Source organism: Streptomyces sp. NPDC000345 (assembly GCF_042898825.1).
Taxonomy (GTDB): domain Bacteria; phylum Actinomycetota; class Actinomycetes; order Streptomycetales; family Streptomycetaceae; genus Streptomyces.
The window spans coordinates 122,332-137,195 of the sequence record NZ_JBIAZE010000018.1 but is presented as its reverse complement, the minus strand read 5'-3'; the positions used below and the strand labels follow the sequence as shown (position 1 = coordinate 137,195).

Genomic DNA, 14,864 nt, shown 5'->3' with positions numbered 1-14,864 from the left:
GGGGACATGAGCGAGGAACGCGTCGTCGGCCTGCATCTGACCGACGCGAGGATCACGGAGAGCCGCCCGGGCCCGGAGACCTGGTCCGCCACGGTCGCCCTGGAACTGCCCGGCGCCCCCCAGACCATGGTGTCCGCGCGCGGCGAGACCCGGGATCTGCGCAGCCTCGTGGGTGCCTTCCGCCGGACCGCCGACGGATCCCGCGCCCTGGGCCGGGCGCTGCGCGACCTGCTGCTCCCGGAAGCCGTGGAGGACGCCCTCTTCGACACCTGCATGAGGGACCTGAGGCCCGACGACCTCCTTGTGGTGCGGCTGCACGCCCGCGACGCGGTCTTCGGCGCGTTGCCCTGGGAGCTGACCCGGACCCGTTTTCCTCCCACGGGACCGACCGGCCGGGAACGCGAACTGCCGCTCGTCAACCGCGACCACCGTTGTGTGCTGTCCCGGATCGTGGGCTCCGGCACGGCGCCGGGGCCGAAAGAACCCTTGCGTTCCCTGGTGGTGAGCGCCGCAGGCGTCCATGGGCAGGTGGTCGCCGAGGACGGCAGTGACCTCGGCCGCGTGGACGCCGTCAACGAGGAGTCCAGGAAGGACGCGGTCTGGACCGCGTCGAGCGCCGCGGACCAGCTGAACAGGCTCGGCGCCACCGAAGTCATGGAGAAGGCCGAATTCGACCAATTCGCACGGGCGCTCGCCGACCGCACGCACATCGTGTGCGTCATCGCCCACGGCGTGGCGCCCGCCCCCCGGACCAGCGGCATCCTTCTCCACCAGCCGGGCAGCGCGTCACCGCACCTGGTCACCGCCGACAGGCTCGCCGGGCTGCTGCGCGCGTCCGAGACCCAGCTCGCGGTCCTGGTCTCCTGCAACACGGCCGGCGGCATGCTGGAGTCCGAGGGCTGGGGAACCACCGCCGAGCAGCTCGTGACCTCAGGCGTCCCGGCCGTGGTGGCGATGCAGTCGGCGGTCGAGCCGACCACCGGCCACGACTTCCTGTACGGCCTCGTCGAGGAGCTCGGCCGGCACGGCGAGATCCACTCCGCCATGGCCGCCGGCCTCGCCAGGGTCAGCGAGTCCGGCCTGGACGAGTACCTGGGGGTTCCCGCCCTCTACACCGGCCCGAACGGACTGCGACTCACCGACGCTCCCCCGGCGCCCACGCCCGGTTCGCCGCACGCCTACCCGGTCGAGCACGGCAGCAGGAGGGACGGGGACGGCGCCGACGGCCGGCGCGTGCGGCTCGACGTCGCATGGGGGCTCGACCGGGGCGGCCTGGCCGGCGTCCTGCTCGACCTGCCCGGCAACGATCTGGCGGCGGACCTGAACCAGTGGGAAGAGCAGTGGGACGCCGTCCTGCCGCACGGCTGGCCGCGCCGGCGCTGGTTCCGGACCCGGGCCCAGGAACGCCCCCCGAGCGGCGACGACTGGCAGACGAGAGCGGCGTCACCGGCGCTCCGGCGCGCGTTCCTCGCGGCGTTCCCGGAGCAGGACGCGAAGACGCAGGCGGTCAGCGGCTGGGTCCTCACGTACGACATCCCCGACGGCCCGTGGAGTCCCGGCGCCTGGGACACCGTCGTCCAGCACTGGTACAGGCGACTCTGGCGCACGCCCGGCACCCTGGCCCATCCGGTGATCGTGGTCCTCACCGGACGGGACACCGTCCTGCGGACCACCGGCCCCAGCGCTCTGGCCGCCGTACGGCAGCACCTGGAGGACCACCTGAACGTGCCGGTCACCGCGCTGAGCCGGCACCGCCCGGGCCAGGAACCGTCGGCCGGGCCGTCGGCGGCCGAGCTGGAGCTCGTCGAACGGCCCGAGGACTGGCCGGTGACGGAACAGGGCCTCAGGGACCTGCGCGGCACCGCGCCGGCCGCGTACCGGCGGATCCTGGAACGTCTGGCCGCCGACGCGTCCGCGCCCGGCCGTCCGGCGGCACTGGCCGTCGCCGCCGACTACGACGAGGACATTCGCACCTGGGTCCGGGCCGCTTCCACCGCCGGAGCGCCCCTGCCCTCTCCTTCCGGACTGCCCTTGTCCGTCCTGCGCGCCCAGGCCGACGCGATCGCGCTGGCCCTGCTGTGGTTACTGTCCGGCCACGCGGTCGACCTCGCGGGGTGGGACTCTCCGCTGCTCAGCCGGCCGGTCGGGGCCCTGGTGAGCCAGTACCGCACCGTCGAGTGGGCGGGGCGACGGCCCGCACCCGCCGAGGTGGCGCGCTGGCTGGCCGGCCACCCGGCGAGCGCCCCGGCAGCGCTGCGCGCGGGACTCGACTGGCCGGCCTCCGAAGCGCTGCGCCTGCTGCCGCCCACGGCGGCGCCCTGGCCCCTGCTGCGCGCCGCCGGGGCCGACGCCGAGACGCTGAGGATCCTGCTCGCGCTGCCGATGGACCAGCGACAGGCGCTGGGCCTGATGCCCGGGACGGGCGACCCGTCACCACCGGGATTCGACGAGGGGCTGCGCGCCGAGCGGATACGCGAGCAGCTCGGCCTGCAACCGACGAAAAACCACTGCTCTTCCCCCAGCGAGGCAACGCGATGATCGACGACTGGTACTTCTGCTCGGCCATGCGGGACACCGCTCAGGCCACGCACTCCTATCTGGCGGTGCTCGACGTGCTCGACGCCCCCGGCGGATTACCCGGCATGCTTCCGGACGCCCTGACGATGCTCGGGCGCTGCGAGCGCTGGACGGCACTGCACGTGGCGCCCCGTCTCCTGCGGCTGGCCGGTGCGGGCGGCGACAGCGCCGACCGCTGTCTCGACCAGCTGCTGGAGACCCTGCGGGACACGGTGGAGGGGGGCGCCGTCGCCAAACCGCTCGGCGCCCTGCTGCGGGCCTGCGCGCGGGAGGACCCTTCCGGTGCGGTCGCCGCGCTCCGCCACGCCGTCACGGCGTGGAACGAGCACGCGGCGCCGCGGCCGACCACGGAGCCCTTCCGCGAGATGACGCGTTACTCGCAGGAGTCGCTCCTGCTGGCCGCGACGGCCCACCTGGCCGCCCGGCCCGAGACCGCCGACGATCTGCGGACGGAACTGCACGGCGACGGCTCGGTGCTGGAGGACCTCACGAGGCGGGCCCTGAAGCAGGAATACGGGCGGCTTCCCTTCCTGCTGGCGCTGCGCGCCCGTGGCGAGGTCGCCCCGGGAGCCGCCGAGCGGGAAGAGCTGCTGCGGGTGGTGTGCGATCCGGAGATCGGCCATGTCCACCTGGAACCCGACCTGATGGCCGCCGCGGCCCGGCTGCTGCACCCCGGTGGCCGTGACGGCACGGCGGGGCCGGTGGCCGGCCTCGACCGGGACGCCGTCACCCTCAACGGACTGCGCCGTCTGAGCCGCACCTGGGAGGAGAAGGGTTCCGGAGTCCCGGAGCGGCGCGTGCTCGACCGGCTCGGGATCGCGGCCGAGACGGCTCCGCAGGCCCTGTCCGCGGTCCTGTGGCAGCAGACCCTGTGGGACATGGCGGCGGCCACGGACCCGGCGGCCGCGGCCGCTCTCCTGGTGAAGCGGTGGGCCGCGCCGGGGGGCCGCCCGGAGTACCCGGTGCGGTTCCTCGGCCCGGTGGAGCAGCGCGAAGTGCGCCGTTGGGGCGATCAGCTGACCGCGCTGTGGCAACTGCGCACCGGCTCCCGTCCGGTGGTCACGGACGGCACCGAGGCTGTCCCGGTGCAGCTGGTACGGACGGCTCGGTCGGACGAGCTGAGGACGTTCTGGCCGTCCGTCTGGGCCTTCTCGCCCTGGGTGGACCGGGTGCGGACCGGCTGGGGGCCCACGAAGGCCCCGGGCGACACCTTCCCCACGGCGTCGGACCCGGTCGTGCTCCTGCGGCTGCTGTCGGCCGTCCGCACGGCCGTACGGCTGATGCGGCACGGCGGTGCGGCGGCACACCCGCTGGCCGACCTCGTCCTGCACGGCACGGAAGTCCTCTCCGAGGGCGCACGCGGGCACCACATCACCGGTGTGACCCATGGCACCGAGCAGGCGCCGGACTCCCCGCTGCCCCCGGTCCTCGTCCCGCTGGCGTACTCCGCCCACCGCACCGGCATGTACGCGCTGCGGGGCGTCTACCCGGAGCTGCATCCCGAGGTGTTCGCCCAGCGTGCCGTCACCGTGGCCAGGGGCGGACCGAGCCAGCGCGTCTACCGGCAGGCCAGGCTGCTCCACGACAGCGGAGGCGCGCTGCACGTGCTCGTCCAGGCGGTGCTGGACGCGCTCTCGGGCTACGGGGGACCGCGGGACGACGCTCCGCAGAGCCGCTGGTTCCACGGTGAACCGCCGCTGGCCGAACCGGTGTTGCGCCAGGCGGCGCACGGCCTCGACACACGGCTCCACCGCCGGGAGGTCGGCAACGCGAACCTGCTGCTGCGCCTGGTGCTGAAGCAGGACGTCTCGGGCCGCCGGCTGGCCGAGACCCGCGACACGACCGGCACGCCCACCTTCCAGGAACTCCTGCTGGTGCAGCCGGGAGAACTCGACTCCCCGCGCGAGGTGACCCGGTGGGTGCGCAAGTCCCATCGCGTTCCCGAACCGCTGTCCTGGGCGTCAGCCCGCCTGCTGCACGCCCTGTCCAAGGTGCGGGACGGCGGCGCGGACGGCTCCGTGCCGGAACTCGTCGACACCTGGATCCAGGTGATCGACCAGGTCCACGCCACCAAGGAACTCCCCAGGCTGGGGCGCTGGTTCATGCTCCAGCTGCTCGACGTGGTCCGGGTCGAGGGGGAGCACGAATCCCGTCTGCTCGACAAGTTCCTGGACGTGTTCACCGAGTTCGGTCTGAGCACCCCCATGGATCTGCGGCTGCTGTTCCACCGGCTCGTCCACGCGGAGCTCCCCGAGCAGACCGCCACCCGCCTGCGGGCGCGGCTGCTGGGCCTGTCGTACGACGGCCGGCTGGTCGGGCTCCACGGCCTGCGCACGGCTCGCGACGCCTGGGACCTGGAGATGCTGCGGACCACCGAGCTGTCGCTGGAGCGCCAGCTCAACTGGCTGGTGCGCACGTTGACACGGGACGACAGTCCGGAGGCGGGGAGCAACCGCGCGTTCGTCGAGTACTCCTGGCACTCGTCCGTCCTGACCTCGACGCTGCGTTCCACGCCGCTGCCGCTCGACGGATCCGCGCACCCCGCCTCGGCGGTCGCGGCGCAGCAACCGCCCGACCCTCGCTCGGTGATGGCGGTGTTCTCCTACGAGACCTCGCACCAGGCCGTGTTCCACTGGCTGCCGGTCGAACCGGAGGCGCACGGAGCGGTGGACCTGTTCCGGGAGCCGCACCGCCGTGAGGAGGTCGTCCAGCAGGCCCGTCGGCTCATGTACCCGAGCGTCGCGGCCGTGGTGTGCGCAAGCATCGACGGAGGCCGGAGGCTGCTGGTCAACTGCGGCCTGGGAGAGCCGCTGGAGGCCCCGCCCTGCGCCGGTGCCGGGCTCGGTGACCCGGTCGTCGTCGTCCTCGAGCCCGACCGCGATCGCGAGCCGTTGCCGGTGGGGGTCAAGGAGACACGGAGGATGCCGGTCGGATTCCTGCCGGGTGACGTCCGGCGCGTGCAGGTCGCTCCGAACGCGGACAAGGGCGTCGCGGACGTCACGCCGGACGGGCTGCCGCCCGGGGGCGAGCCGCACAGCGGCCCCTTGGCGGAGTGGGACCCCGACCTGTCCCGGCCGTTCGCCGGCGGTGCTCCCCTGCTCACCGTGGGCCGCTACGAGAAGGACGGCTGGCACCCGGTCGACCGGGGGTTCACCGAGTTGCTGGCGACACGGCTGCCCTACGACGACGGCACGGTCGCCGTCCTGACGCTGCTGGAGCGGACGAGCACCAGGGCGGGCACGGCCTGGCGGTTCGGACTGCAACCCGGGCGGACGTTCCTGTTGCACGAGCGGTTCTGGGACCCGGCCGCCGCCGGGCGGCTGCGCGCCGAGGCCGCCGAGTGGGAGGACCCGGCCGGACTGCGCTGCTGGGTACGGCTGGTCGACGACGAGCACGACGGCCCCTCGCTCACGCTCACCGACCCGCCCGCCGGCGTCCCCCCGCAGGAGTGGCCCGACGCCGCCACCGACGGGATCGACCGGCGTAACCCGCGCTGGCGGGAGCTGTGCGCCTCCGGCACGGTCGACGCCGTCCGCAAGGGCACCCGGTGGTGCGTCGAGCACGACATCCCCGGCTTCCCGCCAGTCGTCGTCGAGGACATGCCTCCCCTGGTCCAGGACACGGCCCAGCAGGCGATCACCGGCTGGGACGAGAGGGCGCTGCGCACGGCCAGGGTGAGCGCCGAGGCGAGCCGGCACGCCGGCGACGAGGAGGCCGGCCTGGAGGAGTTCCTCCACCTCTACGACCTCCCCAAGCACGCCGTCGTCCGGCTGGGCGCCGGGATGAACCCGCGCCACGGCACCCTGCGGGCGTGGACCAAGCGGGGCAACGTCGAGGTGACCGTGGAGGCGCAGTCCGTGATGCTGCGGCCGGGGAAGGAGACCGATCGCTGGACGGTCGCGATGAGGGACCGGCCGGCCCTGATCACCGGGGTCTCCGTGCGCAACACACCGCGCGGCACGGCGAAGAACCCCGTGCCCGATGCCGAGTTGCTCTCGCGTGTGGCGCGGCACGAGCGGGCGGGAATCGCTCAGCGGCTCGCCCGGATGGACTACACCACGGCGATCCTGCGCTCGGCCCCGGCGGAGGGTTCCGGTCATGCGCCCCGGGTGTGGCTGCGGGTGGGCGACCGGATCATCGACCTCCATGTGCCCTGGTCCGCCTTCACCGCCCCCACCCAGCGCAGCGGTGACCAGGTGCTGGCCTTCCGGTCCGCACAGGGCTGGAGTTTCACGGCGCGCGGCCGGCGCGTCTTCGCCCGGTGCCTGTGGCGGCTGGACCACCGGCAGGGCAACGGGGCCCTGGGCGTCCTCGAAGGGGCCGCCGAGACACCTCTCACGGTCGCGCACGACCCGAGGCGCGAGGGAGTGCTGCTGGCCTGGGCCGGCCGGACGAAGCCGGCCGACGCCCGCGCCCCGCACGGGCGGGTCGTCCTGGGGCCGCCCTACGTGGACCCTGCCGACCGGGCCCAGCGGCACCGTGTGGAGGTCCGGCTGCCCGGTGGCCGCTCGATGTGGGGGGTCACCGACACCTGGTACCCGAGCGAGACGGCGTGGCAGGTGGACGCCGTCGCCCTGCACGCGGAGCCGGTGGACCACGGCGGCCGGACGTGGTGGGACGTCCGGCGGGTCTTCTCTCTCGCGCCGGCCGCGGCGACCGACGAGGGAGCCGATCACGCCGAGGCGTGGCCCGTGGTCACGAGGGAGACCGGGTGGAGCGCCGCGCTGCGGGACGGCCACGCGGTGCTCGCCCCGGTGGGGCTCGACGGAGGCCGCCGCAGCGTGAGCCTGCCGCCCGTGCCGCTCGTCGCGGGCGAGGGGCCGCACGTGGAAGGCGGGCGTTACCGGGCGGAGCGGGCCCATGTGGTCCTGCTGCCGGCTCCCGCCGACGCGCCCGGGGAGCTGCCGTACGTGGCGTCGTACCGGCAGACGCCGCCGGTCGACCTGCGTGCCTTCAGGAATCTGCAGAACATCGTCGAGGGCCGGGAGACCGCCACCTCCCTGTACTTCGTGGGCGCGGTGAGCGCACGGCCCGGACAGGCCCGGGCGGACTGGCTGCTGTTCGAGTGGGGCTTCGGCCGTACCCTCCGCGTGCACCGCGGTGACGTCACGCTCGACGGCCGCCCGCTGCGGTGGGGCAAGGAACTGCCGGTCTTCCACGGTGACCGGGTCACCCTGATCACCCTGACCGCCAGGACGGCTCAGCAGGACGGCGGAAAGCACGGCGGTCTCTCGCTGGATCTGCACGGGAGCGGTATCCGCTGGTCCGACGAGCGCTTCCTGCGCGACCAGGCGCACCAGCACGTCCTGCCCCTGCTGACCGTGCGCCTCGACCGGATGGCCCGGACGGCGGACGTGCTCAGCGCCCAGGGCCGCGGCGGTTCCATCGGCGCCGACGAGAGTCCGAACGAGGTGCGCTCCGCGCGTCTGCGGCTGCACCAGGACGATGTCGGTCCGCTGCTGAAGCAGTACCCCTCGGGACCCGAGGAGGTGCGGGTGCTCGGCTTCCTCGACACGGACGCGTGGGACGTCTCGGGCGGCCGCGAGGTCACCTTCCGGTACGTGCGGCCCACCCTCCACCGGCGCGACCCGCACGCGATCCGGCCGGGCCGGCACGTCTTCATGTGGGCCGACCGCATCCTGCGCCACCCCAACGACATCACCCTCGACCTCTTCCTGGAACTCGGTCCGAAGAGCGCGCCCCAGCGGATCACGGCCCGGGTGACCCGGCGCGCCTTCGCGCACCGGGAGGATCTGCTGCGGCGCATCCTCGAGGAGGACGGCTCGGGCGCCCTGAAAGACACGTGCTACCTGGTCGAGTTGACCGGGCAGCGCAAGGCGGGGCACTTCGAGGGCCGGCTCTCCCATGCGCCGACCCGCCCGGCGCGTGCCCTGCGCGGCCATCTGACGCCGCGCAACCCGTCGTGCTTCGCGGTCGTCACCGCCGTCGCGCCCCGGGTGCGGCTGGAACTGCGCGCGGGCGTGGTCGTCGTGCTGGGCACCGCGGATCTGGCGGACTGCGACCCCCTCGACGTGGGTGCCGTGGTCCGTGTCACCCGTGCGGACCAGGGCCGTTTCCGGCTCCGTACCGCGCTGCCCGGCGATGCCGCCTACGGGCTCGACGGCCGGGAGGTGGTGGTGTTCCCCAAGAACCAGCTGCTGGCCGGGCACACGCCGGACAAGCTGGACCGGACCCAGTTCACCGTGTCGGGGCTGCCCAACGTCCAGTTGCTCGCGCAGCCGTCCGCGGACGACGCGGAGGACCCCCTGGCCGGGATCCGGGAGCTGATGCGGTACCCCCACCCCAAGATCGGGCGGATCCGGCGGGAGGACTCCCGGTCCTTCGCGGTGCCCTCCAAGCCGGAGGAGTCGTCGGCGCGGTGGTTGTCGATCGACCTCGACACGCTGGAGGCGACCGTGACCCCGGTCGCCGCGAGGACGGGGACGGCCGGGACGCCGGTGCCGGCCGGCCGGGTCTCGTTCGCGGACCGCGGGATGCGGGCCATCGGCGAGCGGCACGCGGCGGCGCGCCATGTGCCCCACGACCTCCAGACGGGCCACTGGCCCGACGGGCTGCCGGAGTCCGTGGAGATCGTCCAGTTCGACGGGCGGGAGGGCATCGCGGAGCCCGTGATGACGGCCGGGGACGCGGTCCTGCGGTACCCGCCGGGCGACCTGCGCAGGTTCGCCTTCCCCGCGAACCTGCTGATCGACCGCCGGCGCGGGGGCAGGGCCACCCAGGGGGTGCGGGAGGCCGCGGACCTGTACGCGGTGGCCGGTCCGGCGATGTCGTCCGGCCGGGCGTCCGGGCTGTGGCTGGAACTCTCCCCGGGCAGGCTGGTGGAGGTGCCGGGTGAACTCGCCCACGCGATGACGGCGGGCACCCTCCATCCGCTGGACGGGCTGTGCTGGGCGTTGTTCCGGCCGGGCGACGAGGTCAGCGTGTCCGCCTACCACCGCACCATCAGCGAGCCCGCCTTCGTCGTCCTGCACGACTGGCGGCCGGGGCTGCGGGGCGCGCTGGGCGGGGTGCCCGCCGTGCTGACGGTGCTCGCCGTCGAGCCGGAGTCGGGGATCCTGCGCCTGGGCGGGGCGGACGCCTCCCTGGAGTACCCGGTGACCCGTGCCGGGGCGCGGGCGTACGCCCCGGGGGACACGGTGCGCCTCACTCCCGGCAACGATCTGGTCCGGTGCGCGGACGGTGTCCCCGCACGGCCCGGCGATGCGGTGCTGCTGAGCGCGGCCGACGACGGAACCCTGTACGTGCAGGGCATGCCCGGGCGCCCCGTGGTGCCGGCCGAGGAGGGCTGGGCGGATGACGCCTGGCTGCGCCGGGAACTGCAGGCGGGTCCCCAGGCGGCTCGCGCGGTGCTGTCCGCGGTGGGCGGCGCCCTGCCGGTGACCGTCGAGGCGCTGGAGTCCGACGGCGGCCTGCGTATCTCCCGGTCCGCCCAGCCGCGCCTGCCCGGTGACGCCCCGTGGGAGACCCTCGCGCGGGTGGCGGGCCGGCTGGCCGACGGCCGGCTCGTGCTGCGCTGCGGCGGGGCCCTCCTCCCCGCGCGGGCCGGTGACCTCGTACCCGGGCTTCCCGAGCCGGCCGCCGACGCGGTGGCGGCGGTCCTCATGGGCGGCGCCCCTGATGACGCCATGGGCGGCGCTCTGTGGCTGCGCCGGACGGAGGGCGGAGGCCTGTGCACCGGGCTGCCGGTGCCGCAGCGGTCCGAACGGCAGGTGCTCCCGCTCGCCGCGGTGCACGGTGACGGGACCGGCGCCGAGGGGGCGGGACTGCTCTGCCGGGAGGAGGACTCCGGGGCGCTGCGCTGGATGCCCGCGGAGCACGCCGCCTGGGCACGGTTGACGGGCAGGCAACTGGACGAGGCGCTGGTCGACGCGAAGGCCGTGCTGCGGGCCGCGGTCCTGGGGGACGGACGGGTCTCGGCGGCGGCCTCGCCGTCGGCGCTCGGTCACTTCGGGCGGCTCGGGATCGGCGATCCGGTGCGGCTGGTGGTGCTCGGCGGTGCCGCCCCGATGGAACCGCACGGCCGCCGGCGCTACCTGGCCCGGCTGGAGAGCAGCGACATGCTGGTGACGTTCTCCAGCGAGGCGTCGAACCACGGGGACGGCGAACGGCTCGTCGCCGAGGTGGACCGGCTGACGCGCGGCCCCCGGGGGACGGCCCTGGTACGCACCGTCCCGCGGGGCAAGCGCGACACGATCCCGGACCTGCCGAGTGTCGTCACCGGGGGTCGCGCGGTCCGCGAGACCGTACGGCGGCGCTTCGCGGACTACCGGGAGCTGTGCGCCGATCCGGCCCTGGAGATCGCGGAAGGCCGCGCGGCCGACCCGGTCGACGTACGGGTGGTGAGGGCCGCGTGGGAGCACGTCGCGGCGGGGAACGCGGGGCAGCCCTCGCCGGAGGCGTCCGCCGCGCTGGAGGAGTGGCTGCGGTCGCGCGCCACCGATGAGGGGCGGGCCGGGGAGGTGGATCTCGTTCCCCTTCTCGGCGCGACGCTGCTGGCGGCGGGGACCCCCGATCCGGAGCGGGAGCGGATCGCCGTGGGCCTCGCACGCCAGGCCGGTGAGCGGGCCCTGCGAGCCGTTCACGTCGATCCGATGCTCGACACCTGGCTCAGCGGCAGGGGCCCCCGGCAGGGCGTGTGGGGGCGCCTCACCCGGCTGAGCCTCCATCCGCTGCTGAATCCACGGCATCTCGCGGAGCTGGTCACGTTCGGCCGGGGGCGCCTCTACCGGGCGGCCGTGGAACGGGAACCGGAGATCCACCTCATCGCTCTGGGGCTCCTGGCCTCGGTGGGAGAGCCCGTGGCGCTCGATCCGCTCTTCGTCGCACCGGGCCCGCTGACCGAACTCGCGGCCCTGAGCCGTGCCCTGGTGCCTCCGCGGGACCGGCAGGATGCCCAGGACCGGCTTCACCCGGGCCAGATCGCCTTCCTCGCGTCGGCGTTCGACGCGGCCGTGCGGGGCGCGTCTCCGGCGGTGCTGCCGGCCCCGCTGACGTACCCGTCGGCCGGGTCGTCGACCGCCTGAGCGGATGGCGGGGGGCCGTCCGCCTCGCGGACGGCCCCTCCCGCGCGTGGCTCGCGAGGACGCGGGCGCCGCACTCGCGGCCGGGGGCCCGCCCGGCACGCCGGGGGCGCCTGCCCGGCACGGAAACGGTTCGCGGGACGGGGCGGCGCTCTGCTTGGCTCGCTCCATGACTGATCTTCGGACACGGGCCGCGACGCCCGACGACCTGGACACCGTCCTCGCCTTCTGGAAGACCGCCGCCGAGGGCACGAGCATCAGCGACGACCGCGCCGGCGTGGAGCGGCTGGTCGGCCGGGATCCCGAGGCGCTGATCCTGGCCGAGCACGGCGGCGAGCTGGTGGGCACCGTGATCGCCGGGTTCGACGGGTGGCGGTGCCATCTGTACCGGCTGGCGGTGCACCCGGACCGGCGTCGGCAGGGCATCGGCTCGGCGCTGCTGGCCGCCGCCGAGGAGAGGTTCGTGCGGCTCGGCGGGCGGCGCGGGGACGCGATGGTGCTCACCCGGAACGAGACGGCGCATCATGCCTGGCGCGCGGCGGGGTACGCGCCGGAGGAGACGTGGCGGCGCTGGGTGAAGCCGCTCGTCGACTGACCGGCGTCCTCCACCGGTTCGGGACACTTTGCCGATCCTTTACCATGGGGGGACCGTGCGAGACCGTGCGGTCCCCCTGCGAGTCATCGAAAGGTGTGAGCGTCCGCCCATGGGCGAGCCTCCCAGTAGCCGAGCGCGACATCGCGCGATCCTCCCTGCCCTGCCGGACCATGGGACGGAGGTGAACCGATGACGGAAGTGCTCCTGCTGCTGGTGGCGATCCTGCTGTCGATCGCCTGCGGCGCCTTCGTGGCCGCGGAGTTCTCGCTGACCACGGTCGAGCGCGGCGAGCTGGAGCGGGCGGCGGCGCGCGGCGAGCGGGGCGCCGCCGGCGCGCTCAAGGCCGTACGGAACCTCACCTTCCAGCTCTCCGGCGCCCAGCTCGGCATCACCGTCACCAACCTGGTGGTCGGCATGCTCGCCGAGCCGTCGATCGCCAAGCTCATCGCGGGGCCGCTGGAGGCCGTGGGGCTGTCGGGCTCGGCGTCGAGTTCGGTCGCGCTGGTGCTGGGCACGGCGCTGTCGACGGTCTTCCTGATGGTCGTCGGCGAACTGGTGCCGAAGAACTGGGCGATCTCCTCGCCGCTGCCCGTGGCCAAGAGCGTGGGCAACGCCCAGCGCTGGTTCAGCGCCGCCTTCCGGCCCTTCATCACCCATCTCAACAACACCGCGAACCGGGTGGTTCGCCGCCTCGGCGTGGAGCCGACCGAGGAGCTGGCCGCCGCGCGGGGCCCGCAGGAACTGGCCGCACTCGCCCGGCACTCCGCCCGGGAGGGCGCCCTGGAGGCGGACACCGCCGAGCTGTTCGTGCGCACCCTGAACCTGGCCGACCTGACCGCGGAGAACGTGATGACCCCGCGCGTCCAGGTCATCTCCCTCGACGCCCTCGCGACCTGCGAGGACGTGGCGAACGCGACCCGGGCGACGGGCCTGTCCCGCTTCCCCGTCCACCGCGGCACCCTGGACGCGGTGGTGGGCACCGCGCACATCAAGGACGCCCTGGCGGTCCCGGCCGAGCGCCGCGCGCGGGTGCCCGTCTCGGAGATCATGCGCGAGCCGCTGCTCGTGCCCGAGTCGCTGACCGTGGACCGGCTCCTGGACCGGCTGTCCGGCAAGCGGACGATGGCCGTGGTCATCGACGAGTACGGCGGTACGGCCGGGGTGGCCACCCTGGAGGACATCGTCGAGGAGGTCGTCGGCGAGGTCCGCGACGAGCACGACCCGCACGAGACGCCGGACCTGGCCCCCGCGGGCACCGACGACCACGGCCGCGCCCTGTACTCGGCCGACGGCGCCGCGAGGATGGACCAGCTCGCGGGCGTGGGCCTGCACGCGCCCGAAGGGCCGTACGAGACGCTGGCCGGCCTCGTCGCCACCGAGCTGGGCCGCATACCGGCCGTCGGCGACGGCGTCGAGGTCGCCGGCTGGCACATGGACGTGGTCGACGCCTCCGGCCGCCGCGCCGCGCGCGTGCTGCTGCACGCGCCGCTCGTCGAGGACCACGTGGAAGGGGTGGACCAGTGACCGCCGTGCAGCTGCTGATCGGCCTGGCGACCCTCGTCGTCAACGCGTTCTTCGTCGGCGCGGAGTTCGCGCTGATCTCGGTCCGCCGCTCCCAGATCGAGCCGTACGCCGAGCAGGGCGACCGGCGCGCCAGGAGCGTGCTGTGGGGCCTTCAGCACGTGTCCGCGCTGATGGCGGCCGCGCAGCTCGGCATCACGCTGTGCACGCTGGTCCTCGGTGTCGTCGCCGAACCGGCGATCGCGCACCTGCTGGAGCCGGTGTTCCACACGATCGGCGTGCCCGAGGGCGCGGGGCACGCCGTGTCCTTCGTGATCGCGCTGACGCTGGCCACCTACCTGCACATGCTCCTCGGTGAGATGGTCCCGAAGAACATCGCGCTGGCGGAGCCGGTGCGCAGCGCACTGCTGCTCGGGCCGCCGCTGGTCGCGCTGTCCCGGGCGCTGCGCCCGGTGATCTTCGCGATCAACGCGTTCGCCAACGGTCTGCTGAAGCTGCTGCGGATCGAGACAAAGGACGAGGTCACCGCGGCCTTCTCCGACGCCCAGCTCGCCCAGATCGTCAGGGACGCCGGAGAGGCGGGGCTCATCGACGACCGCGCCCAGGAGCGGCTGCACGACGCCCTGGAGCTGGGCCGCCGTCCGGTGCGGGACGTCGTGCTCCCGCTGGAACGTGTCGTCTACGCGCGCGTGGGCGTCACACCGGAGGAGCTGGAGGGGCTGGCGGCACAGTCGGGGTTCTCCCGCTTCCCGGTGGTGGACGACGGGCGCCGGATCGTCGGCTACCTGCACGTGAAGGACGCGCTGGACGCCTCTCCGCAGGACGTTGCGTTCCAGCTGCGGGACATGCGGGCGATCGCGCGCGTGCGGGAGGCGACGCCCCTGGACGACGTCCTCACCGCGATGCGGGGCAGCCGTACGCACCTGGCGGCCGTGCTCGGCTCCGACGGACGGCTGGCCGGACTGGTGACGATGGAGGACGTGCTGCGGGAACTGTTCGGGCAGCGGGCGTAGCCGGGCGGAGGGCGGATGCCGGCTACGGGCGCAGGGCGGATGCCGGCTGCGGGCGAGCCCGGCAGCGGGGCGGTGGAGTGGCCTTTCGGGGCCCCCGCCGCCCCGGCGTCTCCCGGA

5 protein-coding genes are annotated in these 14,864 nt (G+C 74.5%); all 5 read left to right on the top strand.

The window, feature by feature from the left end:
- Window positions 1-6 precede the first annotated feature (6 nt).
- The 5 genes from ACFY30_RS33305 (at window position 7) to ACFY30_RS33285 (ending at window position 14,747) form a co-directional block, all read left to right on the top strand.
- Entirely contained in the window at window positions 7-2,538 is a 2,532-nt protein-coding gene (locus ACFY30_RS33305) for a CHAT domain-containing protein (RefSeq protein ID WP_390848867.1), read from the top strand.
- Window positions 2,535-11,621, top strand: a complete 9,087-nt coding sequence (locus tag ACFY30_RS33300; protein ID WP_390848866.1) for a hypothetical protein — start codon at window positions 2,535-2,537, stop codon at window positions 11,619-11,621. The genes ACFY30_RS33305 and ACFY30_RS33300 overlap by 4 nt, the downstream gene beginning before the upstream one ends.
- A gap of 166 nt (window positions 11,622-11,787) precedes the next feature.
- Window positions 11,788-12,213, top strand: coding sequence for a GNAT family N-acetyltransferase (locus ACFY30_RS33295; protein WP_390848865.1), 426 nt, complete (start codon window positions 11,788-11,790; stop codon window positions 12,211-12,213).
- A gap of 189 nt (window positions 12,214-12,402) precedes the next feature.
- Complete coding sequence (locus ACFY30_RS33290; protein ID WP_390848864.1) at window positions 12,403-13,737, top strand: hemolysin family protein; 1,335 nt, start codon at window positions 12,403-12,405, stop codon at window positions 13,735-13,737.
- The gene (locus ACFY30_RS33285) at window positions 13,734-14,747 is read left to right on the top strand and encodes a hemolysin family protein (protein ID WP_390848863.1); all 1,014 of its coding nucleotides are present in this window, start codon (window positions 13,734-13,736) and stop codon (window positions 14,745-14,747) included. The genes ACFY30_RS33290 and ACFY30_RS33285 overlap by 4 nt, the downstream gene beginning before the upstream one ends.
- Window positions 14,748-14,864 lie beyond the last annotated feature (117 nt).